Genomic DNA, 26,647 nt, shown 5'->3' with positions numbered 1-26,647 from the left:
AAAATCATGGAAAATAACAATCAATTAATCGAACAAATTTACACGGGGTGTTTAGCTCAGGGAGCATATTATATTGAGTCAAATGGTGAAGCTGCTGTGATCGATCCACTGCGAGATGTCGATAGCTATATTGCCAAAGCTGAATCAAGAGGGGCAAAAATTAAATATATTTTTGAAACACACTTTCATGCAGACTTCGTCTCAGGGCATCTTGATCTAGCTAAAAAAACCGGGGCGCCAATTGTTTTTGGACCCAATGCAAAACCTACCTTTGATGCTATAATTGCAGAAGATAACCAGGTATTTAAGGTGGGAGATCTTGAGATTAAAGTGCTTCATACTCCTGGCCATACCATGGAATCTTCATGCTTTCTTCTAATTGATGATAATAAGCCACAATCTGTCTTTACCGGGGATACATTGTTTATTGGAGATGTGGGACGTCCGGATCTTGCTCAGAAAGCTGGTAAATTAACTATGGAAGATCTTGCAGGTTATCTTTACGATAGTTTGAGAAACAAAATTATGACACTTCCTGAAGAGGTGATCGTTTATCCAGGTCACGGAGCGGGTTCTGCTTGTGGTAAAAATATGAGTAAGGAAACAGTCAGTACTATTGGAGAACAATTAGAGTCTAATTATGCACTAAGGGCAGATATGACCAAGGAAGAGTTTGTTAAAGAAGTAACTGAAGGATTAACTACTCCCCCAGCCTATTTCCCGATGAATGTTAAGATGAATAAGGAAGGTTATGATAATATCGATGAAGTAGTAAATCATGGTATGAAAGAATTAAATGCTGCTGAATTTGAAGCTGTGGCTAATGCTAGTGGAGCTTTAATTCTGGATACTCGTGACCCGCAGGAATTTGCTAAAGGGTTCATTCCAAATAGTATTAATATTGGTTTGGATGGCCAGTTTGCTCCATGGGTTGGTGCACTTATTCCAATTGATCAGGAATTACTGATTGTGGCAGAAGAAGGACGTGAAGAGGAAGCCGTTACCAGACTAGCACGTGTAGGTTATGATAAATCACTTGGACATCTGAAAGGTGGGTTTAAAACATGGTTAGATTCAGGTAATGAGGTTGATAAAATAGAGTCTGTATCTGCATCAGAATTTGCCAACAGAATAAAAAATAACAAAGATGAGATTGTAGTTGACGTTAGAAAATCATCTGAATATAAATCAGAGCATGTTGTTGATGCTTTAAATATCGAACTCGATTATATAAATGATCATATGGCCGAATTCCCAAAAGAGAAACATTTCTTTGTTCATTGTAAAGGAGGATATCGTTCTATGATTGCAAGTTCTATACTTAAGTCAAGAGGATATGAAAACTTTACGGACGTTGATGGAGGTTTTGATAAAATCTCAGAACAAGACGTTCCGAAGACAGATTATGTTTGCCCTAGTACACTTTAAATCTGGGGTGTGAAACTGATATTTGAGAAGCTTCCGGAAGGAGGCTTCTTTTTTTATATTTATTCCTAACCGTTCATGTAAAAGTATAAGTATTTTTTGCAATACTATTGAACTATTTAAGGAGTTATCAGGTGAATTTGGTATTATTGCAATATAGCTGTATTGGTACTTTTGATTAGCCTTGTGAATTGCGGGGAAATTTAAACAAGGAATAAAATGAAATGGTCAACTGTATCGAAAATTTAAATTGTAAATCAATCTTTCAAAACCAATTAAATACCAAGCATCTCTTATATTATGGGGGTAAGTAAATTAGATAGTTACACAAAATCGGAATTAAAAATTGCCGATTTATCAAAAGCACTGGGGCATCCGGCCAGAATAGCAATTTTAAAACATTTGCTAAAGGTTAAACAGTGTATAAATGGTGAATTAGTAAGTGAGTTAAAGTTGGCCCAGGCGACTGTTTCCCAGCATTTAAGTGAATTAAAGAAAGCAGGGATTATTAATGCTAAAGTTAAAGGAACATCTATGATTTACTCCATCGATAAAAAATCCTGGATCGGAATGGAAAATATTTTTAACGATTTCTTTTCTGAATATACAGGATAACTCTCATTTAAATAAATGCAATCTTGTAATTATTGTAACATTGTTGCAATAAAGTACCTCTCTGTATTATCTTTGGGTTAGTAATAATTGATTCTAATTATGACCAGAGAAGATATTAAATCTTTGTTGCATAAAAATGATCTTCGGGCTACTCCTGTCAGATATGAAGTGTTAGATGTGTTTTCTAAAAAAGAAGAAGCACTATCAAACAAAGATCTCGAAGATAGGTTGCCTGATTTTGATAGAGTAACACTTTATCGAACCTTACAATCTTTTATAGACAAGAGTATAATTCATAAAATTCCCGGAGATTCCGGAAGTGCTCTTTATGCATTTAGTTTTGATGATGAAACTGTTTATAAAAAAGACAGTCATATTCATTTTCAGTGTATTAAATGCGGTAAACTTGAATGTCTTTCAGGTTTTGAGATCCCGATACCTGAACTTCCTTCAGGGTATTCTATGAATGAAATAAATATGATTGTCAAAGGAAAGTGCGAAAAGTGCAATGCTTAATAAATCGAGATCAATAGTTGTCATAATTGTAATATTAATTAGTTTCTCAACACTTCTTGGTCAGAATAAGAATTGTGACTTTTTTGTTGAAGGAACGGTCTATGACTTAAACACCGGTGAGCCTCTTCCCTACGCTACGGTTACAATAAAAGATACTCAAAAAGGTACAGTGGCTGATGAACAAGGATACTTTTTAATTAAAAACCTTTGTGAAGAGGAATTCGATCTGGTTATTTCTCATGTTGGTTACAAAACTTTAATTCACCATCATGATGCTTACCACGAAAAGCCTGATATCTATCTGGCAGCTGAATCTGAATATCTTAAAGGAGTAACTGTTGAAGGACAAAAAAATGTAGGAGCGTATCAAACGCAAACTGTCGAAATTGTAGATAAATCAGTTATAGAAAATAGTGTAGGTACTACACTTGGGAAAATATCAAGTTCTTTGCCTGGAGTATCAATGATCTCTACAGGAACTAACATAGCTAAACCTATGATCCATGGATTATATGGCAATCGAATCTTGATTTTAAACAATGGTGTCAGACATGCATTTCAAAATTGGGGTAAAGACCATGCTCCTGAAATAGATCTAAGTGTTGTTGATAAAATAACTGTTGTTAAAGGAGCTTCATCAGTAAGGTATGGTTCTGAGGCTATGGGTGGGGTAATCTTAATCGAAAGTGATCAACCTGAACTGCATGAAAAGTTAAAAGGAGAAGTTACCCTAAAAGGAGAAACCAATGGCAAGGGTTATGGCGGGGAATTATCTCTTTCATCCGGAGGGCACAGATTGGCTGCTAATATTTCAGGTAATTATTATCGCAGAGGTGATATGAACTCTCCTGATTATAACCTTACCAATTCAGGCATGGAAGAAATTGGAGGGAAAGCTATGATCAGGTATCATAAAGAAAGATTTGATGTAAATGGTATTGTATCATATGTTGATCAAAAAGCAGGAATTGTAAAAGGTTCTGTGGTTGGTAATCTCGAAGATCTGCAGAATGCCATGGAGAATGAGCCTCCTGAGGGAACTACTGATTTTAGTTATGATATCAACACTCCCCGACAAGAAGGAAATCATTTATTGACCAAAATTCAGGCATCACAAAATTTTTCAGATAATCTTATTACTGGCTTTTATTCATATCAATTAAATAAAAGAAAAGAATTTGATATTCGCAGAGGCACTAATAATGATATCCCATCAATCGACCTGGAATTAAACACACACCAGGTAGAAGTGAATTTAATGCATGAAAAAATAATTGGCCTCGAGGGAAATGTAGGAATGCAGTGGATTTACCAGGATAATAATAACCTCGAAGGCACAAACACTACCCCTTTTGTACCAAATTATCAGAATACTTCATTTGGTTTCTATATGACCGAATCAAAGTCGTTTGAAAACAACTCAATGTTTGAATTTGGACTTAGATATGACTATTCATTTTTGTCCGTTTTAGGCAGGGATTTTAATCAAAATATTTTCTCAGGAGATCTGGAATTAAATAATTTTTCATTGAATGTAGGTTATCAAAAAGATATCGAGAATTTTAGCATAAAAATCAACGCTGGAACAGCATGGAGGCCTCCTAATGTAGCTGAGCTTTATTCTTTTGGTAAGCATCAAACTTCAGTAATAACCTATGGCTTATTAAGATATACACTTGATGAAAATTTCTTTCCCGTTACTGAAAATGTTCTGGATCCTGCAGATAAAAATATTGGAGCAGAAAAAGCATATACTTTTAATACTTCTTTGAGGTATGCAATAAAAAACTGGAAGATCGACCTTAATTTGTTTGCCAATTATATTACAGACTACATCTATGAGAAACCTGCGGGTATAACCGAAACAGTGAGAGGAGCCTTCCCTATTTATATTTATTCCCGTACAGATGCGATTATTCCTGGCATTAATGGGAGAGCTAATGTAGACTTCGGAAATTTCGGATATTCTTCGATTAGGTTCGATTACACTTATGGACAAAACCTTGATGATGGTTCTGCTTTTATTGATATTCCACCATTTAGATTGAATTTTTCTTATAATAAAGAGATCGATGATGTTTGGATTTTCAATAAAATCACATCTTCAATTGAGCTAGAACATGTTTTCAGGCAAAACAATGCACCCCGAACAATAACACCGCAGGAATTTATTGATGCTGAAAATAATAATACAGACATATTTAATGGAGATTTTTCAATATTTGACTTTAAAGACGCACCAAAAGCTTACACACTATTGAATTTTGATGTTTTAGCAACAATAAAATCGCAATTCTTTATCCGTTTTTCCGTTGAAAACATAATGAATACCGATTACCGGATCTATACTGATCGGATAAGGTATTATGCTGATGAACCAGGGGTAAATTTCAAGGCATCAGTTAATTACAGATTTTAAAAATAAATAGCCAACCATTTGCAACTTTGTTGCAAATGTTATAATGTTGCATTTAACAACAATTAATAAATTATAATCAATGGAAAAAGTAACGAAAGTAAAGATGCTTGCACTTGCACTCCTATTAGGCCTGGGATTGCAATCATGTTCAGAAGATGAAGCTCCGGCTCCTGAAAATGAAGAGGAAGTAATTGATAAGGTGGTATTGACTTTTACTCCTGATGGTGGTGGTAATCCTATAGCGGTAACTGCTTTAGATCCGGATGGAGAAGGATCTTCTCCTTTTGAGACTTCTGATATTACATTATCAGCTTCAACAAACTACACACTTGGTGTTGAATTTTTTAACACCGCAACAGATGAAAATATTACGGAAGAAGTTTCTGCTGAAGGTGAAGAACACATGACCTTTTATGGATGGACTGAAGGCTTATTTTCAGATCCTACGGGTAACGGTAACATTGACGTAAGAGATGATGATGTTAATTACCTGGATTACGATAGCAATAGCCTTCCGGTTGGATTATCAACAACCTGGAAAACAGGTGAAGCCGCTTCAGGTGATTTTAGATTAGTACTTAAACACCAGCCAGGATTAAAGACAGCTACTTCAACAGTTGAGGTTGGAGAAACTGATGTTGATTTAACCTTTAATCTTATTATAGAATAATTTTTAATTATTGATAGACAACTATAAGCCTGCTGATTCTTCAGCAGGCTTTTTTTTAAGTCTTGAAATCGAATCTGAGATGTTTTTATTGGTTTTCTTTGATTTGGTAGTTCCTTTATTGATCAAATTGATAAAAAGGAAAATAACAGCACCAAGACTGCAAAAGAAAAATATAAAATTAGGATTGCCTGTTAGTTCATAATAAGTAATTCCCGGAATAAGTAAAATAGCAGCTCCTGCTATCGCAGAAAGAAATAGAGATAGATAAAACTGATTCCGTTGCTTTTTACTAGCCATAATTACTTTTAAAGTAAAACGAAAATATAAAATATATTTAACTTTTACTTAACAAAAAGCATAAATCCCGATATCATTAATTTCAACCTTTCTCCGTGTCTTAGTTTAAAACCATTCCAGCTTTGATAATTTTATATGTTTCAACAGTATTTAGATTAACAGTTTGTATGAAATAAGTCCCAACTGCCCAATTAAGAGTATTTATTTTAATGTTTTTGTCTCTTGAAGACTTGTTTTTCTCTGTTAATACTTTTCGCATTTGTTCATCATATATTATGAACTCAGTTTTGGAAGGGATTTTTAATGTTAAATAATTATTAAATGGATTAGGGAAAATTATATTTCTTTTGTTTAATATTTGAATTTGAACCATTATGATGTCATGAATCTCATAATTCCCATCAAGATCTACCTGCTTTAGCCTGTAATAATATTTGTTTTGGTCTTGATCGAAATGATTATCGTAAAAAGAGTAGTAATTAACTCCATCGGAGATTGTTGTTTTTTCAGTTACCCATCCGATATCATTCCAATTTTTGGCGTCCACCGATCGTTGAATTATGAATCCATCATGATTTTTTTCATCAATGGTAGTCCACTTCAGTTCGATTTGATCGAGCATGTTGCTATTAATGAACCTGCCTTCAAATGATAACAATTCAACCGGAAGTAGTTCCATAAGACTCCTGACCCAATGATAAAGTTCCGGATCGTTCATAAGACATTCTTCTGAAGATCCATTATCACCCACATTACTATTACTATAGCCGTAGACATATGAAAAACCGGAGCTCCCTTCTAATGTGTTATTTATACCATCATAATTGCCTGTAATTACAATTTTACCCTGATTTTTCAATAGCGACTCAGCAGCTAAACCATTACCATTGATTATTGCTACTCCCTTATTTAATAAATTGCTGCTAATAAAATTTACATTTCCCTGTATTATAAGAGTATCGTTCTCGTGGATAATAATTGTGCTATTCGTTATATCCAGATCTGAGTTAAGAATAATTTGTCCTCTAATATTAATACTGTCATTTTCAAGAAAGGTAATACCATTCTCAATATAACCAGGGATGCCATTTTCCCAGGAATCCGGATCGTGCCAATATCCAAATGAATTAGTTTTTGAATCTTGGGAAAATGCAATATTTAAACTTGTCAATAAAATTAACGGGATTTGTATATAATTTGTCATAATGTAGGGCGTTTAGTTTAGTTTTTCTATTAATAATTTACCCTAACAAGTGTTAAGGACAAAACTTGGCAAAATTGTCCTGGTAAGATATATACTTAGTTTTTAAATGGATTTTTTATATAATTCTAAGATTGTGTTGAATGAAATTGGACAGCTAATTTTTTATAAGTTATCGGTATAATTAAAAAAATACGTAATTTTACTTAAGGCCTCTGTAATGAATTTATTTAAATTACTATTTTTCTATTCAGCTACTTTTATAGTAAAATTTGGTTGGTTATCGGTAATTATATTTAAGGCTTATTGGCTTTAGGAGTACTTATACTATTTACATTTTATATAATGATAGCATATGTATGTATTTCTATAGTTTTTGTATAAAGCTTAAATTTTTATTACTCTTGATTTTGTCAAATTTTAATTCTCACTACCTCTACCACTTTTTTCATAACTTTGCAGCCTAAATATTGATCTATGTCAAAATATTCAACTTCAGAAGATACAATCGTTGCCCTGGCTACTGCTCCGGGTGTAGGGGCTATTGCTGTAATCAGGCTTTCAGGAAAAGAAGCTTTTTCAATTGCATCTAAAATGTTTAAAGGGAAGGATCCTCAGAAACAAGAGTCTCATACCCTGCATTTTGGTACAATCAGAGATGGAGAAAGAATTATAGATGAAGTTGTTCTTGGGCTTTTTAAAGGTCCAAAGTCTTTTACTAAGGAAGATGTCGTTGAAATCTCATGCCATGGATCGCAATATATAGTTAAGGAAATTATCCAGTTATCTTTGAAGTTAGGCGCAAGACTGGCCAAACCCGGTGAATTTACCATGCGTGCTTTTATGAATGGGCAGTTTGACCTTGCACAAGCTGAAGCAGTGGCAGATCTGATTAATGCTGATTCGGAGGCTGCTCATAGTGCTGCCCTATCTCAAATGAGAGGTGGTTTTAGTCAGGAGATTGGTAGTCTTCGAACCGAGTTGATCAATTTTGCCTCGTTGATCGAACTGGAACTCGATTTTTCTGAAGAAGATGTTGAATTCGCTCAGCGTGATGAATTAAGAGCTCTGGTAGAGCGATTATATAAAGTAATTTCGAAACTTCTAAAGAGTTTTGATTACGGTAATGTTATTAAAAAAGGAATACCCACAGTGATTGCCGGAAAGCCCAATGCGGGAAAGTCTACCCTACTCAATGCACTTTTAAATGAAGAAAAAGCAATTGTATCAGATATCCCGGGTACAACGCGTGATTTTATTGAAGATGAAATGGTGATAGACGGGGTAAGCTTCCGCTTTATCGATACTGCTGGTATCCGTGAGACCATCGATAAGATCGAGGCTATGGGGGTAGCAAAAACCCATGAAAAAATGGGCCAGGCTTCATTGATTCTTTATTTATTTGATTTAAGTACTGATTCAATCAGTGAGGTTTTACAGGAAGTAAATCGATTAGAAAATCTTGGTAAACCATTTATTGCTGTAGGAAACAAGATCGACATTGCTCCAGTAGATAAAGTTGAAGCCTTGAGAAAGAACGATCACTTCGTATTTATCTCTGCTGGTGAACTGGAGAATATCGATGACTTAAAGGAAAAAATATCAGAGAAAGTTCATCTGGAAAACTTTAAAACAGGTGATACAATGGTAACTAATGCCCGTCACTATGAAGCATTACTAAGAACCCAGTCCGCTCTCCAGGACGTACTAAGAGGACTCGACAACCAGGTAACCAACGACTTCCTGGCAATGGATATAAGACAGGCGTTACATCACCTTGGTGAGATCACGGGGGAGATTACCACGGATGACTTATTGGGGAATATCTTTTCGAAGTTTTGTATTGGAAAGTAACCACCTCAAAATAAAGAATTAGTAAATAGTAATAAAACTATAATAAAGCCCTTAAATGGGCTTTTTTTGTTGATTATAGTCGGATAGAATTAGATTATAATCTATTGATTTAAATACTGGTTTGTCCGACTCACAGAATCTGTATTTAATAAATTATCATTTTATTTCTAATGCTTTTTTTGATAGAATTCAAAACTGTTTTAATTTAGGGCAATCTTTCAATTATTTTTTTTATCAACAAATGAGTGAATTTGCCAGGAAGCCTAAACAATCAAAATCAGGGACTTTTAATCATGGCGAAAATGAACAAGATGATTTTTCCTATATCCAAGAAGGTGGTGAGATTGATGTAAATAAGAACCCATTTGAAGGAGTTCATTTAGAAACAGACCCATATAAGATTCTTAATCTTCAAATTGAGGAAAACCAGACTGAAACCAAAGACCCCATTACTAAAAAAGCCGAAAAGCTAATTAAAAAATATGGAAGTGACTATAATAGACTTGCGGTTGCTTTGAACATCCAGATCCCGCAAGACTATGAGTTATTAAGAAGGGTTTTTGAGTTATTAGCTGAAGATCGCTGGATTAAGTATTTTGAAGAAGAAAATATAAATATCAGGGCCTTACTTGCCAATGAGATAATTAGTCAACTTAGTATTGATGAACTGCTAAAATGCGAACACCGAACGTTGATGTTGTTATATAACATTTTACGGGAAACAAATTTTTCTGAATATAAAAGAACTAAACGTACTCCTGGAAGGGAAACCAAATCCACGCATTATTTTTCGTTTCAAATCCTGCATGAGATATTATTTTTTGATAATGTCAGGCGTTCATTTGCTGAATCTGAAAAAGTCATTTCAGATGATAAAGAAGCAGAGACATCAGAAAAGTTATCCAGACAAAGAAAGTACCTGGATAATATTCGTAACTCGGAGATTTCTTCTGCAACTCTCGGTGGTGAAAATGGACTAACTGAGATTATGAGTTCAGGTAATGTCATTTTGCCAGGTAGTGAATCGGATCACCTTAATTTTGCGCTGTCTTGCGGTTCATTATTAAAAGTTGAAGATTCGTTTTATTTGTTAGCTAATGAAGGGTCTACGCTAGAAGATGTTGCTGATTTCTTTTCGCTTGACCTTGAATGGTTATTTGATCAGAATAAATTCCTGATTCAAGCAGTTAATGATCCAATACCTGATAATGCTGTGCTGATATTGGGTAAATATCAATTTTATGAAAAATACCCTTATTATTTAAAGCAGGGAAATCAATACCTTGAGGTAAAAGTAGATAATCAGATTCTAAATAGTCCACTGAGTGTTTCAAATAAGGTTGTTCTAAATCAACTCTTAAAAACAGACTGGACTGATAGTGGTGATCTGGAAAATATTCTTTCCTTTTTGGAAAAGGAAATTAAGGGAAATCCCTATGCTTTAATCCCGATTAAAAAGAAGTATTTCGAAGAAATGGGCGTCACGATAGAAGATGAACTTTATAATATTGACCCTGAATATTTCAATCTGAATGTATCGACCATATTAAAATTGAGAAAACTCATAGTCCTGAATGTTTCTGACCAATCTTATGAACAAGAGATCGTAAATCAGCAACAGAAGTTATTACAGGATGGTGAAAATGCTGAAGTAACGACAATCAATGCTAATCTCTGGAATGATCTAACGATAAGTGAGCTAACTACCCGAGCCAAAGAAGCATTGAATGCTAAAACAGTAGATAAGCGAACTTTTTTTCAGGCATTATTTAACCTCAATGGCAATGCTGATAATATAAAGCTTTTTTTGAGTGAGTATCCCGAAATTGTAAACGATCTAAAGCGGGTATTACTTCAGTATAATAACCTGCATTACTCTGACTATCAGAATGCACTTAAATATCTTGATTTTGATGTTTATGATGATGAGCTACAAGTAAAAGCCACCGAAATTGACATGCTTGCCAGGCAGGATTTTAACGAAATAGATTATAATACGATTTTCGGGGAAGGAAAATTAATTGTTCGAAAACATAAGTCAGGCGATTATAAGGATTATTACTATACAGTTCCCGGATTTTCCCCGGAGCAAGATGATAATCAAAAACTGGATGCCGTAACAAACTTTTTGTGCATCGGAAAAGATGAATTGAGGAGAAACAATTACTGGGATGCTATCGATTCTACGGGTATGATTCACATTGATGATAATCAATATTCAATTTGTGATTTTCCTAAAGTGAAAGTTCCTCCCAAATCATTTCACGGAAAACCCCACATTCAAATCAGTGATGAAAGAGTTTCCTATGTTGGGGTAACCGACTATTCGAAGGATTATGCCAGTGGAAAGGATATTGAGCTCGAAGATCCGGACTTTAAGCCAGAAATACTTGAATCACACTTAAGAAATTTGTTTACCCTTGGAAAGGTTAACGGACTGACCTCGACTTCGCAAACATTAAAGATTAAACTAAAAGGGTCGTTATATTTGATCGTTTATCTGGGAGTTTCTGCTGAAGAAGAATTCAAATCTTCCATGACAGAAGGTGGAATGATCAGTGCTTCATTAGATTTGAGTTTAAAGGGCAATGTAGGTGTAGAAGGAGTTGGAGAGATTTCAACAACTTTTAAAAAGGAATCGTTTAGTACTCCGCTTTATGAAGGAGTGGATTTTTTTCTGGTGAACGTTATCCATCAGATAACCAACTTTTTGCTCGATAATGGTGAGTACATTCCGGAGTTTCAAACTTATTGGGACAAGGGTAAAAATCGTGACCTATTAGCTGCAGGATATTATAAACCGGAATCAAGTGAATCAGCTTCAGCAAAAGCCCAGATGTCGAATAATGATGGAAAGCAAAGTGGGACTATCTCAGCTAATGCCAGTAAATCAAATTATAAGCATTATTCGGGGAAAAGAGTATTTGATGATCGGTCAGATCCTGAGATGGTCAGAGAAGTATCCTCCGATTTTATGGAAGAACAGGGAGGTAAAAACTATGTAGTTCAATTATCAGCAAATGATATGGTGACAATCCAGTTTTTAAAAACAGGATCGGATAAGAATATTGACCTGTTAGGAAACTATATTAATGTTGTTTTCAATATAAAAGCTACTAATTTTAAGAGCCTGTTAGAAAGCATGATGAAGACAGAAACTTTTACCGAAGGTGATAGTCTGATAAGGCGGCTAATGAACTATTTTCAGGGTAATACTGCCGGAGCGTTGGTAGATGACCTAAAACGATCAGTGACTGAATATGCAGAATCATTTGTATCGACAATGCGCAATCCCGATAAAATGACAATCGATAACCTGGCCGGATATAATGTTGAAATTAAAGAAGGGATAGTAAATAAAGCACTTAAGAAGTTTAATAAAAATCTCAGAAAGTATGAGACGAAGCTTCCTGAAAATCCGAAAGACCCGAAGAAAGATCTTACCGAACAAAAGCTGCAATTTGAGGGTGATGCAAATGTGAAATTTGACATGCTTTATGATCTCTCGGAGCGGACTTTTAACAGGACACGGATATTTACCGGGGCAAAATTAAAAGTGAACTATTCCTCGCAGATAGGGACAGTTGCAGCCAGTGTTAAACTCGAAACAGAAGTTGAAGGTTCGATAGAAGGATTGGTTTACGAGCGACCAGGAACCAATACCTTAAAATATATCAGCAGGCAATACAACCGATTTATGAACGAAGCGGATGTGGGGCATGAAAAGTTACTTAGAGACAGCAAGTATTCAGAGGCTCAGAAAGCGAGGCTGGAATCGGGCGATCCATTAAAGGAAAAGGAAATAATCGAAAAATACTGGCAGGAGTACGAGCACCGCCGAAACTCGAAAAATGACAAATATTACTCCAACGACAAGTGGGAAAAATATAAATCAAACTATAATGATGAAATTAAAGAGTTATTCGCCAACTTCCTCAAACCGATAGTGGAGACAGTTCAGAAGAAGACGAAAGAGAGAAATTCACAATTCATCGAACCGATGGTTTATTGGACAGAAATAAATGACCTAATGACTATTGACGCTGGTGAGGCATTTATCTTTACTGGTTATGAAAATGCTTATGAGTTTTTGACTAAGGAGTTTGTGGTTGAAAACAAGAAAGATATTCTCCAAAAGGATTCAAATACTTTAAGTAAGGGTTTATCCAATAATAATACACTTCAAATTTTTGAGAAACTTATTCTATTTAATTTATATAAAAATCATCAGAAGCATGAATGGGATTACTATGGCTATAAAAAAGAAAATTAGCAATGCTTTAATTATTTTCATTTTGTTGGTATTATTTTCTTGTGCTAATTCAAAATACGATACTAGCCAAAATGATTTTATTCTTGCTATGGAAGATAGCATAGCTCAATCATTAAAAGTAAGGTTTGGTGATGGAGTAAATATTAAAAAGGATGAGGATTCAGCTCATATAGTTGAAATTTATTTTTGGGGAGTGGAAACTCTTGATGAAATCCCGGAAGAAATTAAATATCTGAAGAAATTAAATACTTTAATGTTTACTCGGGGTAAATTAAAGATTGTTCCAGAATGGATTACAGAACTAAAATATTTGGAAACAGTAAGTTTTAATCAAAATGAATTAAGGGAATTCCCGATATTTCTTTCTGAACTTAAAAACCTTAAGTCCATAAGTTTTACATATAATCCAATTGATTCTGTTCCTGAAATATTTTACCAATCAGCTAAAAAATTAGAATTTCTCGGGTTAAGGAAAACCAATGTAAAGAAATTCCCGATACTTTTTCCTGATTCCACTGCGTTTCCATTAAAATTATACCTCTCTGAAACTCCAATCGATTCGATTCCGGATGAAGTTGGAGATATGCGGATCACCATTTTGGATATGGATGATAATCAGCTACAATACATCTCACCGAGACTAGGAGAGATTGAAGAATTACATAAGATCAGCTTCAGTGGTTCTCCGAAACTTAATGGTCAAATCCCTGACTTTGGTGCCTGTAAAAATTTGCGCACTGTACATTTAAGATGGTGTGGGTTAACAGAATTCCCCCAATGGATAACAGAACTTCCAGAAGTAATTAGCCTGCATTTAGATAACAACCTAATTAAATCGATTCCAGAGGAAATAGGGAATTGTAAAAATTTAGCAACAATTTCAATCGGACATAACTTTTTAAAAGAATTACCAAAGTCAATTGGCAAATTGGAAAAACTTTCTGGACTTGTAATCCAATATAACAGCATCCGAACCTTGCCTGAAGAGATGTTTGATGTAAAACGAGAAACACCCTGCACCATCTTTAGCGAGGGTACACCAATCAGGTTCTTGCCAGTCACCGAAGAGAAGTTTAAGGAAGGCTACAAGTGGTATGAAAAACTCAATGGTGTGATTTATAAGGATGAGGTCAACCCAGAGTAGGTTTTATAAGTCTGCTAAGGGCTGACCCTGACAAAAATTATATTTTCATAATTTTTCGTCATTCTACTGGTGAATAAATCTATTTGTAAAGTAGATATATTATCCAGTATAACTTGGGGTCAAGGAGTTATTCACCAACTTCCTACTTCCCTACCCCGTGGCTTGTCCTCTGATAAGACATTTTTGGAGCAAACAATTTAATGGTCTGTCAGGAGACAGACCATGGATTAGATTTTAAAAAATATAAGTTTCTATATCGTTTAATGCCCGAGTTAGAGACTCTACATTTCATCAAAAGGTTTGAAGTTGTCCTGCGGAACACTCCAAACAGCTGGGATCTTCATAGAGGTTATATTCTGCAGCCAGTGCATTATTATAAAGGATCGGAAACTCGTTTTCTAAAAATGAAAAATTTGACACTTAATACTCTTATTTATAGCCAAAACTATATGATAGTTGAAAAAATCACGGAAGAAATATACTATTAATTGAGGAAATTTCTAGGATTGAGTGGTGGTTTTCGATTAGAGTGTGTAAAGAAGGCTGAATTTCAAGCGTTTTTTTAGATAAAGAATCAATCTTTCAGTGACAATAATTCATCTAATTATTAATCAGATTTTAAAAACTTTAATAATAGGAAAGGGATATGACATTAGTGTCTTTTGATCTTTTATGTAATAACAAGATGTATGTTTTTGTTATGTTATTAATTACTTGTTAAGGATCAATTTTTCACAATAAACACTGATATAGCTGATGTTAAGTCATTATAAATATTGTATTAATCGTTTATAGCCGTTTACAAACGGATAATGGTATTAATTTATTTTGATAGGTCTATTAATAGTATTAGGTTTGAATGATTTCAATCAACTAAAACTAATTTTATCAAACAAGGGTATTAAATAGCCCCCCTTTTTAATGCCTTTTATTAAATGGATTTATCAAATGTTAAAAAACTATTTATTGCAAGTAAATCGTCATTCATTGATGTATTTGTTGCTGTTAATTGGGATTATCTCTTGTACGGAAGAACAATTAGAAGTTAATGAAATAAGATTACATGACGATCAGTTCATCGATTTAAATGAGGCTTCTTCTATTGCATCAGTACTAGAGTATCCAATGATTACTGATGAGGGAAGTGCTAATGCGAGGTTGACGAAAGTACCTACAACTTTTAAAGAAATAGAAGAAGTTTTAGAGGTTCCAGATAAAAAGGGGAAATCGGCTTTCTATATTATTAATTATAAAGAAGGAGGTTTTATAATTTTATCAGCGGATAATAGACTTGAGCCAATCAGAGCTTTTTCATATGATGGCAAGTTTCCAATTCATCAAAAAGAAATATCAGGAGGATTAATTAGTTGGCTATCACAAACTAAAGAAATGGTTAGTGAAGCAAGAGTACTTAATCAGGAGGAAACGGACGAAGTATCTCAAAGTTGGAATATCTGTGAAATTCAATCTAATTTAAGAATTAATCCAATAGAAGAAGATGGTAGTTGTGGTGGTGATGGAGGGAGTTCTAATTGTAAAAATTCTTATGAATCAAAGGGACCTTTAATGTCAACCAAATGGGGACAGGAAGGCATGTTTAATACGCTGGTAAAATATGAGAATTGTTCATTGGGTACCGCTCCTACAGGTTGTGTGGCTACAGCGATGGCACAGGTTATGCGATTTCACGAAACTCCAGGTAATTATAATTGGTCAATTATGCCAGATGGTCAAGGTTCTTTAGAAACAGCAAAGTTAATGAGAGATATTGGTTTTACTATTAAGATGGAATATAGTTGTGAGAGTTCAGGAGCCTCAATGGTTAATGCAACTAATGCTTTTAGTAGTGATTTTGGTTATCAAGTAGCCACTTATACTTCTTTTAATAGAGAACAGGTTATCGAACAGCTTAGATCTGATCAACCGGTTATATTAAGCGGGTTCAGAAACAGAGATCAAAATGGAATACTTTGTTTTATGGGATGGTGTTCTTACAGTATATCCAATGGTCATGCCTGGGTAACTGATGGTTATAGAATTAACAAAACCTGTAATTATGACGATAAAGGAAATCTATATAGTACTTCCACTTATTATTTTTTATATATGAATTGGGGATGGGACGGCAATGAGGATGGTTTTTTTAAATGGAATGATTGGACACCTTATAGAAGAAACTATCAATATCATAAAGAAATGATTATTAAAATAAAACCAAGACAATGAAACTAATTAAATTCCTTTTCCTACTAACGCTATGCGGTTGTGCAGAAGAAGTTGTTCAGCTTGATTTACATGATAATGTTAGTGTTGCTGTAGATCTTACCGTCAAAAATTCTCAGGGTCTTGATTTGCTTGACCCGGCAAATGAAGAGAGTTATAAATTTGAGGATATGAAGTTGTATTACTATGACGGCAATCAAAAAACTGAGATTTATGAGAGTAAGTTAACATATCCTAGAAACTTAATGCTGTTTAAAACGGAATCAGAACACCAATTGAGAGTGTTTGCTGGTAGAGTTGCCAAAGGTACTACTTCAGCCTCTTATATTTTAGAATGGAATGAAACAGAGCAGGATAGCATTGTTTGTCATTATTTGAATACGGAAAGTACTTTAAGGGTTGAAAAGGTGTGGTTTGAAGGTAAAGTTGTTTGGGATATTTATGAAGATGGAGGAACTCGCGGATTTCAGATTATTAAATAATTTGAGCACTAAATCAGGTATCCTTTCCCCTGTGGCTTAACTACTAGACACCATTAAAGAAAATAGTATGACGGTCTGTCAGGGGAAAGACTATGGTGTAGAAGTTATATACATCAAGGAGGTGTTATTAAATCGGAAAAAAGATAATTATTGTATTATTAGAATGTAACTTCCCTGTCCTATTTGAGTGTTTTATCAAAAAAAGAAACTAAGTCATGATGAGAAGTAACTAATCTAATTAAGCGAAAGGTTTTCATATCCGCTTTTAATAATAGTGGCTATAATTTTACAGCGTACATCATTAGCTTTTATGGTATAAATAGAATGGGCCGGAATTATAATGGCCTCCCCTTTTAACAATTTGCTTGATTTTTTATCAATTGTTACTTCTGTTTTGCCGTCTATTACCTGAATGAAGGTGTCAAAGGGTAAGCTGTTTTGAGTTAACTCTTCACCCTTATCAAATGAAATTGCGGTTATGTTACCAGTGGTTTTTTTGATAATAGTCTTTTTATTTATCGCATTGGAATTATATTCAACAATCTTATCGATAATCAAGACCGTCCCTTTATTCATTTCAGAGTATTTGTCATTTTCCTGCATCATTATAGTAATTCCTTTCTTCTCACCAGGCGATATAAGATGGTGACCAAAGCTAATATTAATAAGGTATGGATATATCCTTCAGCGTTATATTTTAATACCCCGATTGTCCAGGCAATTAAAAGTATTATGGCGATTAAATATGGTAGATTTTTCATGATTATCTGGTTTAAGAATTAATTAACAGATTAGTATATGTTGTAAAGATCAGTATATCAAGTGGATAAGTTGTTACACATGATGTAAGGGTTGTTACAGAAATCACATGTTATATGTCTTAATTCAAAATGGGTGATACTTTAATAAAAAATGGTCCGGAATTTTAAATTCCGGACCCGCATGTTAAAAGTAAAAATAGCTCATTTATTTTAGCCCAATATTTTCATGACCAATAATTTGAGGTTTAATAATTACATCTATCCTTCTGTTTTGTTTCCTTCCTAATGAAGTCTCATTATTAGAAACAGGTTTGCTTTCTCCATACCCAATTGTTTTAAATCTACTCTTATCAATATTAGTACTGGCTAAGAGATAGGTCAAAACTGCATCGGCCCTGTCTTGCGATAAAGCAAGGTTAGCCTTATCACTTCCCTGGGAGTCTGTATGCCCTTCAATTATTATAGATGCCTCTTCAAAAATGTCTGCAACTTTTTCGATCTTTGATATTGTGGCGAAATTTTCTTTCTCTATTTGAGATTTACCTACATCAAAATTAACACCCACCATTCTAATAATTACATCATTTTTTTGACGAAATACCTGGGCTTCTTGCTGAGGAAATAGTCGTTGGATTTCATCAAATTTGGCTTTTAGAATAGCATTTTGATTAATCCTTGACTGTAAAGCTTCTTGTTTTTTGATAGAGAGTTCAGTTTCATAAGAAAGTTGACCCTTCAAGACTTTTTGTGTTTGAATTTTTTCATCTACAATTTTTTTATAATTTTCAATTTCCTGTTTTTTAGTAAAAATTTCATTTTCAAGATTTAATCGCATCATTTTATTATGATTGATTGTAGAGGTTATCTCAGATAAAGGTTGTTCAATTCCTTTATCAAATTTCACATTCATATCCAGGTGTTCACCAATTCTTGTTACTGGCTCATAACTTAAAAGCAGGTAATCTTCGGGTTCGAAATTTTTATCTTCTAACAGTTCTATTTGAGTAGCCATATGAATTGCCAATGAAGCTTTGTATTCAGCTTGTTTGGCCATTAATCTGGCTTCATCTTTATCATACCTGTCTTCATTAAGTAATTGTTCGGTATTTGAGATCAATAATTTTGCTTCTTTAAGTGTTTTTGGGGCTACCTTATCTACTTTATTATCATCAGCACGTTTTACCAGGCTTTTTGCATTTGCAAGGTATTTTGATTTTATTGATTCAAGTTCAGCCTGACGATATAATTCAGTCGCCTTTGAAGCTTTTTCTTTCGCATTATTTGAATTTCCCTTTTCAAAATCTTCCGCTGCATCTTTCATTTCATCTTCTGCATCTTCCCAGTATAGGTTATTTGGATTGTCTGATTCTGCATCAATTGCATCACTCCTCGCAGCGAGTGCTTCAGAGAACATCACTGCATTTATATTCGAAGTTTCAATCGCATCTGAAAAGCTTTTATATGATTCGCTGATATTTTCTTTTATATCTGATAATTGTCCATTTTTTAAATAGGCATTCTTAGCTTCATTGTATGCTTCCATTCCATCTTTAAAATTTTCTGGAGAAAGTACATTAGCCTGTACCTTTATTGCTTCCAGCTTTATCTTATTTAAGTCATTAAATAATGATGATTGCAATTCTTGTGCACTTGCCGTGTATACAAATAACATGACTATTATGCTCAGTAAAGTTTTAATCGGATTAGCTCTCATGATTTTTTATCGTTTTTATACGATTTTAGAAGGTTTATATCTTTTAATAGCATTTAGCTACTAATGATTTCACTATTAATTACGATTTCCATTTTGATAATTGATTTTATGGATTACAAATTCAATTTGAAACTGTTGTATTAAAATCGTAATTCACTGATTATTAGTATTAAGGAAGGTACTTCTTTTTATTGGTCACACTGTTACATAAGTGTGATTCGATGTTATATATATCACAGTTCTAAAAAGCAGGGATATTATTATTGAGAATCAAATGTCTTCAAGATTACTGTTTCTCTTTTTCTTAAGTTGCTTATAAAATGAGGGTGATAATCCGGTAATCTTTTTAAATTGATTTGAAAGGTGGGCTACACTGCTGTAATGTAGCTTATATGATATTTCAGTGAGATTTAATTCATCATATAAAAGAAGTTCTTTAACTTTTTCAATTTTGTGAGCAATTATAAAATTCTGTATGGTCGTACCAGTAACCTCTGAAAATATATTTGATAAATAGGTATAATCATAGCCTAATTTTTCTGACAGAAAATCTGAATAATTAACTTTAGGTAGCTCATCTGAATAATGAATTAATTCAATAATTACATTCTTGATTTTTTCAATTAAGATGTTGCGTTGATTATCTAAAAGCTCAAGACCTGATTTGAGTAAATTAGCTTTTAATAAATCATGCTGCTTTGAAGTCAGTTCTTCTTTAATCTCAACCATTCCGAGCTCTACAGATATGTGATTGAGTCCAAGTTTTTTTAATTCTTCTATCACCATCATCTTACAACGAAGACTCACCATATACTTGATGTATAACCTCATACCTGTTATTATATTGGTCTATAATAACTAACGGTATCAGGCTAAAATAGATACTTATATCTTCAATGATTAATTGTATTTTAAATATAAGTATAAAATGATCTAAAATTTAGCACATGGTTTTAGGTGAATGAGTACCGAGCTTTTTTATCATTTTAAAATGGGCTTTTAACGCAATCCAAAAATTATCATAACTTAAATAGGGAACATTGTACTCTTGTGCAGTAAGTTTTACTATCTTGGATATTTTATGATAATGCACGTGTGAAATATGAGGAAATAAATGATGTTCAACCTGGTAGTTTAACCCTCCTATTAACCACGAAAAAAACCTGCTTTTCGGTGCATAGTTTGTCGTAGTCACCATTTGATGAACCATACGTGAGTTTTTTATTGAATTATTAATATCTGCCTGTGGGTAATCTGTATTAGGCATCACATGTGCTGTTTGAAATACAAAAGAGATACATATACCTGTTACTAAATGCATGCTTAAAAAAGCCAGAATAATTATCCATGCTGGAAGGGATACCATTATTAATGGTAGTACCAGTGCATAAGAATAGTATAAACCTTTCCAAGCAAATATTCTGAGCATTGCTTTACTCATATTTTCTTTAATAAGACCTTTCTTTTTATATCGAATTAAATTAACAAAATCCTTCAGGGTGATCCATGATAAGGTAGATAAAGAATAGAAAAACCATACGTACAAGTGTTGAAACCGATGGATCCAGTGTTTTTTTGCATTGGGTGAGAACCTTAAGAAAAATGGTGTATGAATATCATCATCGGCATGATCAATATTTGTATATGTATGATGCAAGACATTATGTTGGATTCTCCAGATTCGGGCATTTGCACCAATAAGATTCATTGAGTAACCAACGTATTTGTTGATTTTGGGATTTTTAGAATATGAACCATGAATTGCATCATGCATTACTCCCATTCCAACCCCCGCCATTCCTATTCCACTAATAATATACAATACAAAAAGTAAGAGTGTATTTTCAATTATCCCGGTATTAATAATGATCAACGGAACAAAAAAAGTAGAAAGCATTAAAATAGTTTTAACTATCAAACTGCGATTACCAAATCTTGATTTGTTATTATTTTTAAAATAATTATTTACTCGTTTATGTAAAGATTTTTCGAATTCTACGAATTCATTTTTTGCAAATTTTATATTATTAATTTTCATTATTATTGGAATTCTATTTCTTGATTTTTTTATTCATGATTAGAGTTTAATGGTTGTTTTTATTCAATAGCTTTGCAATTCAATAAAGAGCCTCATTAACTCTTCTCTGGTTTTATTGAGTTTATTGGCTAGGTTATTCATCATACTTTCCTTATCCCCTTCTTCGAATTCAAAATCCGAATCTGAAAGATTAGAAAATCTAAGTTTTAACATGACTTTTTGCTCACGCCAGCTTCTGGTTATTCTCATTTGGTATGGCCGCAGCCTTTTTTAGTTTAATTTTAATTATCACTTCGCTTATCCTTTCGCTTTTTCTCTTTTGCAAGGCGTTTCTCTTTTAGGGTTTTGGTGGCGGGTGTTTTATCCGACTTGGGTTTATTCTCTTTATTTGACATGATGTATTGTTTTACCCGTAATTTTAATATTGTTTGATCATTACGGTTTTTCCTATTTAAAGATCGTTATAATTCGCTGTTAAATGATTACATATTAAGCTCTAAGATTTACATAAATCACATATTAAGCTCTTATTTAATTTGTAACGGCGTTTTTCCTCTACAATCCATAAATTATTCATCTTGAAATAAGGATCATGTCTTAATTGATTTTTTTAATTATCAATGATGGTATACTTTTGACCTATGAATTTAAAATCAACTCTCGGACGATTCAGGCTGGTAGCAATTTTAGAAGGAATAAGTTACCTGCTATTTGCTATTACCATGCCGCTTAAATATATGATGGATATTCCTCAACCAAATTATGTTGTTGGAATGGCCCATGGATTTCTTTTTATCGCTTATATCTTTTTGGCTTTGACGGCTATTTTTACTTATAAATGGAATTTAAAGACTTCTTTTTTAGTATTGCTTGCGTCATTAATCCCCGCAGGTACATTTTTTATTGATATAAAGATCTTAAAGCCGGAAGAGCAGAAATTAAAAGAGAGTTTGTAAATTGATGAAATGAAAAATAAACCAATCAAAAGACATAGCGCTTTACAGCCTGTTAGCCGGGAGCATCATTTTGGACTTCTGCTATGCTGGAAAATAAGGACTGGTCTTAATAAAGACATTGATCCGGAACGCATAAAAAAATATGTTGATTGGTTCTATAAAAATCACCTTATCCCCCACTTCGAATTTGAAGAAAATTTTGTTTTTCCCATCCTTGGTAACGACAATGATCTGGTAAAAAAAGCCCTTGATGATCATAAAAAGATCAAGTCCCTGGTCAATCAAAATAACGATCTATCAGAAGTTTTAAAAGACCTGGAGGAGACTGTGGAACAGCATATCAGATTTGAAGAACGCGTGCTTTTTAATGAGATTCAAAAAGTTGCTGATGAAGAACAGCTGGAAGAGATCGAGAATCACCATCAGGAAGAACCTTTTGAGGATTATACCGAAGATGTTTTCTGGAAATAAGTATGAGTTTGATCCTTATTAAGTTTTGATAATCAGTAGTTTGAAGGTTTAATTTGTTTTTCTATTTTTATTAAAACAAACCTTTGAAGACATCATTTTCCTTCTGTTATTTATTCCATTCAAATATCCACACAGCCTGTAACACCTCCCCAGGAAATAAATAAGGAATTACCGAGGAAATTTCACAAAGCTTTTACCTTAAAGGGTTTTCTTATAGCTTTGATATCATTGTTTTTTATGATCCGCTATAAGCGAAAATTAAACAAGTTTAAGAAGAGATTTGCTTAAACATTAATATTCAGTTTCTGTTATTTTAGTATGGATAACAGAATGGAAATAATGAAAACAATTCTCCGGTCAGCAGCAATATACAATATTCTGTGGGGTGCCTTTGTGATTATCTTTCCGCAGGCCTATTTTCAATGGGCTGATATGGAAACGCTGAATCATCCAATGGTTTGGCAAGGAATGGGAATGGTAGTTGGTGTCTATGGGCTTGGGTACTGGTGGGCCTCTGAAGATCCTTATCGTCATTGGCCTATTATTGCAGTAGGATTTCTGGGGAAAATCTTGGGCCCAGTTGGGTTTTTCTTCAATTATTTTACCGGCCAGGTCCCATTTGAATTTATCTATACTCTCGTCACAAATGATTTTATATGGTGGCTTCCTTTTGGATGGATGCTATTAGAGATATTCAAGCATAATAAAAGAGAACCTGCAATACAAACCGTGAAAAAACAAGAATTTCATGAATCACTATAATCAGGAAATGACGGTAGGTTTTAAGGAACACTCATTAACAAAAGACTTTATATTAAATTGTTCTTCTGAATCAGTCTGGGATTCCCTTATAAGGAAGGATACTTTTACCCTGCATCAGATCTGGCCTTATCGTGTAGAGTTCATGAACGATGGTACATGTGAAATGAGTTCAGGAGAAGAAAATATTCATCACGGTCCTTTCATGTCATTTGTAGGTGTAATGGGGACTGTTGAAAGAGGATGTTATCGGGATCTTAAATACTATTATGGAAGTTATTTCTTAAGTTTCAGGCTAATAAGACCTTATCGCTTACAAATCTGGGTGAAGGAATTAGAAGATAGAAGAACTGCAGTAACAGTAAGAATTGACAGTTATGTGAAACCTTATTTATATAATGCCTGGACGTTTATGCAAAATATTTTCTGGTCTGGATTTGGTAAGTGGATAGATCGATTAACTAAGAAAAGAATTCGTAATCAAGAGATTACTTATACTAATTAATTTGCATTGTCTTTTCTCATAATATTTTATTTTCACCATTCTTTAAATTAACGATTTCCCGTTTATGAATTTTTCATAAAATCGTGTCCTCCTGGCGACTTTTCTTTTTGAAATTACCGGTATTTATATAACAAGTCTTGTTACAGGATAAAGAAATTTTTTTGTTAAAAAAGATATCTTTATAAACCCTTCCAATGAAAAAAATAAGTTTTTCAAATTATATTTTTAAACAAGAAAAATCTTTACTAAATAACTAATAACTGCTTATAAAACCGATAAATAGTCAATATGGATCACGATCACGATAAATCGCATAAACACGATCAAGAAATGGGAGGCCATGATCATCATAATCATGAAGATCACGATCATCATGATCATCATGCTCAAATGATTGTAGACTTCAAGAAGCGTTTTTGGATTTCATTGGTTATCACACTTCCCATTATGTTTTTGGCACCCATGATCCAGGAACTACTGGGTTATTCATTTAGTTTTAAAGGGGTTCGCTATGTCCAATTCGGATTATCTACTTTGGTATTCTTCTATGGGGGCTGGCCTTTTCTTAAAGGAATGGTTGATGAGATCATGGATAAGTCACCAGGGATGATGACTTTGATCGCATTAGCGATATCAGTGGCTTATTTTTACAGTTCTGCAGTAGTTTTCGGATTAGAAGGCAAAGTATTTTTCTGGGAATTAGCCAGTCTGATCGTAATTATGCTTTTAGGACATTGGATAGAGATGAAGTCAGTAATGGGCGCCTCTAATGCATTACAGGAGCTTGCTAAGCTAATGCCGTCCGAAGCCAGAATAATAAAAGAAAATGGCGAAACTGAAGATGTAGAAATAACTGATTTAAAAAAAGGGGATATCGTATTAGTGAGACCCGGGGAAAAAGTACCTGCTGATGGTGAAATTGTAGCGGGTGAATCACATGTAAACGAATCAATGATCACGGGTGAATCTAAACCAGTCGCAAAATCAAAAGGAGATGAAGTGATCGGTGGCTCGATCAATGATAATGGATCCATCAAAGTTGAAGTAAAGCATACTGGAGATGAATCATACCTTTCTAAAGTAATCGGAATGGTTGAGGATGCTCAGAAGACGAAGTCCAAAACTCAAAATCTGGCTGATAAAGCCGCTGGATGGCTTTTTTATCTGGCCTTAGGTGCAGGAATTATTACCTTATTTGTTTGGTTATCGCTTGGAAAAGACTTCGAGTATTCACTTGAGAGGATGGTAACAGTAATGATTATTTCCTGTCCACACGCTCTTGGTTTAGCCGTCCCTTTAGTAGTAGCAATAAGTACTGCGGTAAGTGCAAAAAAAGGATTACTGATCAGAAACAGGACAGCATTTGAAAACTCCAGAAAAATTACCACTATCATTTTTGATAAAACAGGAACATTGACAAAAGGCGATTTTGGAGTAACCAGAGTTAAAAGTATTAGCGATTCATTATCGGATGATGAGCTTTTAGCTATTGCTGCCTCTGTTGAGGGAAATTCTGAGCACCCAATTGCAAGTGGTATAATAAAAGCTTCCCGGGAAAAAGAATTAGAACTTGATGAACCTTCCAATTTTGAAAATATTACCGGGAAGGGAATTCAGGCAGATCTCAATGGAAAAAAGATTGAGATTGTTAGCCCGGGTTATCTAAAAGAGAAAAATTTCGATATTCCTGAAAATGCCTTTAAAAATGATAGTGAGACAGTGGTATTCATATTAAGTGACGGAGACCTGTTAGGATACCTGGCTCTAGCTGATGGTATTAGAGAGGAATCTTACGATGCAGTTAAAACTCTTAAAGATCGGGGTATAAATATTGTTATGGCTACTGGTGATAACGAAAAAGTGGCTAAAGCAGTAAGTAATGAGCTTGGGCTCGATAACTATTATGCTGAAGTTCTTCCGGAAGACAAACAAAAGATCATACAAGACCTTCAGGAAAAAGGTGAATTTGTAGCAATGACCGGGGACGGTGTAAATGATGCTCCTGCCCTGGCGCAGGCAAATGTAGGGATTGCCGTTGGCTCTGGAACAGATGTAGCTGCAGAAACTGCTGATATTGTATTAGTGAATAGTAATCCTAAAGATATAGCTAATCTGATTTTATTTGGAACCGCAACCTACAATAAGATGATGCAAAATCTTTGGTGGGCAGCAGGTTACAATATAGTTGCAGTACCCCTGGCAGCCGGAGTGTTAGCCTGGGCAGGAATTATCTTAAGTCCTGCTGTAGGTGCTGTTTTAATGAGCTTAAGTACGGTAATAGTTGCAATTAATGCCCAGTTGTTAAAGAAGCAAATTAATTAAAG

General features: G+C 34.0%; 23 protein-coding genes. 15 read left to right on the top strand and 8 right to left on the bottom strand.

Features of this window, described 5'->3' with window-relative positions:
- The first annotated feature begins 6 nt into the window (after positions 1-6).
- The 5 genes from OO013_RS09280 to OO013_RS09260 all read left to right on the top strand — a co-directional run bounded on the left by OO013_RS09280 (position 7) and on the right by OO013_RS09260 (position 5,645).
- Positions 7-1,428 (top strand): MBL fold metallo-hydrolase, encoded by a 1,422-nt coding sequence (locus tag OO013_RS09280; RefSeq protein ID WP_266056522.1) that lies wholly within the window; start codon positions 7-9, stop codon positions 1,426-1,428.
- 297 nt (positions 1,429-1,725) lie between these two features.
- Positions 1,726-2,040, top strand: a complete 315-nt coding sequence (locus tag OO013_RS09275; RefSeq protein WP_137090867.1) for an ArsR/SmtB family transcription factor — start codon at positions 1,726-1,728, stop codon at positions 2,038-2,040.
- 99 nt (positions 2,041-2,139) lie between these two features.
- Positions 2,140-2,556 carry a Fur family transcriptional regulator gene (locus tag OO013_RS09270; RefSeq protein WP_266056521.1) on the top strand — a complete coding sequence of 139 codons (417 nt, stop codon included), beginning with the start codon at positions 2,140-2,142 and terminating at the stop codon, positions 2,554-2,556.
- The gene (locus tag OO013_RS09265; RefSeq protein ID WP_266056520.1) at positions 2,522-4,975 is read left to right on the top strand and encodes a TonB-dependent receptor; all 2,454 of its coding nucleotides are present in this window, start codon (positions 2,522-2,524) and stop codon (positions 4,973-4,975) included. Before OO013_RS09270 ends, OO013_RS09265 begins: the two co-directional genes overlap by 35 nt.
- 79 nt (positions 4,976-5,054) lie before the next feature.
- The gene (locus OO013_RS09260) at positions 5,055-5,645 is read left to right on the top strand and encodes a hypothetical protein (RefSeq protein ID WP_266056519.1); all 591 of its coding nucleotides are present in this window, start codon (positions 5,055-5,057) and stop codon (positions 5,643-5,645) included.
- A 21-nt stretch (positions 5,646-5,666) separates the two neighbouring features.
- Here OO013_RS09260 and OO013_RS09255 read toward each other — a convergent pair whose 3' ends face one another.
- Positions 5,667-5,942 carry a hypothetical protein gene (locus tag OO013_RS09255; protein ID WP_266056518.1) on the bottom strand — a complete coding sequence of 92 codons (276 nt, stop codon included), beginning with the start codon at positions 5,940-5,942 and terminating at the stop codon, positions 5,667-5,669.
- A gap of 100 nt (positions 5,943-6,042) precedes the next feature.
- Entirely contained in the window at positions 6,043-7,146 is a 1,104-nt protein-coding gene (locus tag OO013_RS09250; protein ID WP_266056517.1) for a T9SS type A sorting domain-containing protein, read from the bottom strand.
- Between the two features lie 474 nt (positions 7,147-7,620).
- Here OO013_RS09250 and mnmE point away from each other — a divergent pair, with 474 nt between their 5' ends.
- The 5 genes from mnmE to OO013_RS09225 all read left to right on the top strand — a co-directional run bounded on the left by mnmE (position 7,621) and on the right by OO013_RS09225 (position 17,119).
- Positions 7,621-8,997, top strand: a complete 1,377-nt coding sequence (gene mnmE / locus OO013_RS09245; RefSeq protein ID WP_266056516.1) for a tRNA uridine-5-carboxymethylaminomethyl(34) synthesis GTPase MnmE — start codon at positions 7,621-7,623, stop codon at positions 8,995-8,997.
- A gap of 241 nt (positions 8,998-9,238) precedes the next feature.
- Entirely contained in the window at positions 9,239-13,270 is a 4,032-nt protein-coding gene (locus OO013_RS09240; protein WP_266056515.1) for a hypothetical protein, read from the top strand.
- Positions 13,233-14,414 (top strand): leucine-rich repeat domain-containing protein, encoded by a 1,182-nt coding sequence (locus tag OO013_RS09235; protein ID WP_266056514.1) that lies wholly within the window; start codon positions 13,233-13,235, stop codon positions 14,412-14,414. Before OO013_RS09240 ends, OO013_RS09235 begins: the two co-directional genes overlap by 38 nt.
- Positions 14,415-15,362: 948 nt before the next feature.
- Positions 15,363-16,640, top strand: coding sequence for a C10 family peptidase (locus OO013_RS09230; protein ID WP_266056513.1), 1,278 nt, complete (start codon positions 15,363-15,365; stop codon positions 16,638-16,640).
- Positions 16,637-17,119, top strand: a complete 483-nt coding sequence (locus tag OO013_RS09225; protein ID WP_266056512.1) for a hypothetical protein — start codon at positions 16,637-16,639, stop codon at positions 17,117-17,119. The genes OO013_RS09230 and OO013_RS09225 overlap by 4 nt, the downstream gene beginning before the upstream one ends.
- Positions 17,120-17,353: 234 nt before the next feature.
- Here the strand turns inward: OO013_RS09225 and OO013_RS09220 are convergent, their stop codons facing one another.
- The 6 genes from OO013_RS09220 to OO013_RS09195 form a co-directional block, all read right to left on the bottom strand.
- Positions 17,354-17,695, bottom strand: a complete 342-nt coding sequence (locus OO013_RS09220) for a cupin domain-containing protein (RefSeq protein WP_266056511.1) — start codon at positions 17,693-17,695, stop codon at positions 17,354-17,356.
- 29 nt (positions 17,696-17,724) lie between these two features.
- Positions 17,725-17,880 carry a lmo0937 family membrane protein gene (locus OO013_RS09215; protein WP_266056510.1) on the bottom strand — a complete coding sequence of 52 codons (156 nt, stop codon included), beginning with the start codon at positions 17,878-17,880 and terminating at the stop codon, positions 17,725-17,727.
- 205 nt (positions 17,881-18,085) lie between these two features.
- Positions 18,086-19,594 carry an OmpA family protein gene (locus tag OO013_RS09210; protein ID WP_266056509.1) on the bottom strand — a complete coding sequence of 503 codons (1,509 nt, stop codon included), beginning with the start codon at positions 19,592-19,594 and terminating at the stop codon, positions 18,086-18,088.
- A gap of 270 nt (positions 19,595-19,864) precedes the next feature.
- A complete protein-coding gene (locus OO013_RS09205; protein WP_266056508.1) occupies positions 19,865-20,425 on the bottom strand; it encodes a helix-turn-helix domain-containing protein in 561 nt (186 codons plus the stop codon).
- Between the two features lie 109 nt (positions 20,426-20,534).
- Entirely contained in the window at positions 20,535-21,632 is a 1,098-nt protein-coding gene (locus OO013_RS09200) for a fatty acid desaturase family protein (protein ID WP_266056507.1), read from the bottom strand.
- Between the two features lie 63 nt (positions 21,633-21,695).
- On the bottom strand, positions 21,696-21,881 hold the full coding sequence (locus OO013_RS09195) for a hypothetical protein (protein WP_266056506.1): 186 nt from the start codon (positions 21,879-21,881) through the stop codon (positions 21,696-21,698).
- A 392-nt stretch (positions 21,882-22,273) separates the two neighbouring features.
- Here OO013_RS09195 and OO013_RS09190 point away from each other — a divergent pair, with 392 nt between their 5' ends.
- The 5 genes from OO013_RS09190 (at position 22,274) to OO013_RS09170 (ending at position 26,645) form a co-directional block, all read left to right on the top strand.
- The gene (locus tag OO013_RS09190) at positions 22,274-22,588 is read left to right on the top strand and encodes a DUF3817 domain-containing protein (RefSeq protein ID WP_266056505.1); all 315 of its coding nucleotides are present in this window, start codon (positions 22,274-22,276) and stop codon (positions 22,586-22,588) included.
- A 9-nt stretch (positions 22,589-22,597) separates the two neighbouring features.
- The gene (locus OO013_RS09185; RefSeq protein ID WP_266056504.1) at positions 22,598-23,059 is read left to right on the top strand and encodes a hemerythrin domain-containing protein; all 462 of its coding nucleotides are present in this window, start codon (positions 22,598-22,600) and stop codon (positions 23,057-23,059) included.
- Positions 23,060-23,398: 339 nt separating this feature from the next.
- Positions 23,399-23,821 carry an alkyl hydroperoxide reductase gene (locus OO013_RS09180; protein ID WP_266056503.1) on the top strand — a complete coding sequence of 141 codons (423 nt, stop codon included), beginning with the start codon at positions 23,399-23,401 and terminating at the stop codon, positions 23,819-23,821.
- A complete protein-coding gene (locus tag OO013_RS09175; protein ID WP_266056502.1) occupies positions 23,808-24,323 on the top strand; it encodes a hypothetical protein in 516 nt (171 codons plus the stop codon). The genes OO013_RS09180 and OO013_RS09175 overlap by 14 nt, the downstream gene beginning before the upstream one ends.
- A gap of 288 nt (positions 24,324-24,611) precedes the next feature.
- The gene (locus tag OO013_RS09170) at positions 24,612-26,645 is read left to right on the top strand and encodes a copper-translocating P-type ATPase (protein ID WP_266056501.1); all 2,034 of its coding nucleotides are present in this window, start codon (positions 24,612-24,614) and stop codon (positions 26,643-26,645) included.
- Positions 26,646-26,647 lie beyond the last annotated feature (2 nt).

The sequence above is a fragment of the Mangrovivirga halotolerans genome, assembly GCF_026241165.1.
GTDB lineage: Bacteria > Bacteroidota > Bacteroidia > Cytophagales > Cyclobacteriaceae > Mangrovivirga > Mangrovivirga halotolerans.
The sequence above is the reverse complement of the archived record's forward strand: the minus strand, read 5'-3'. Positions and strand labels throughout refer to the sequence as shown.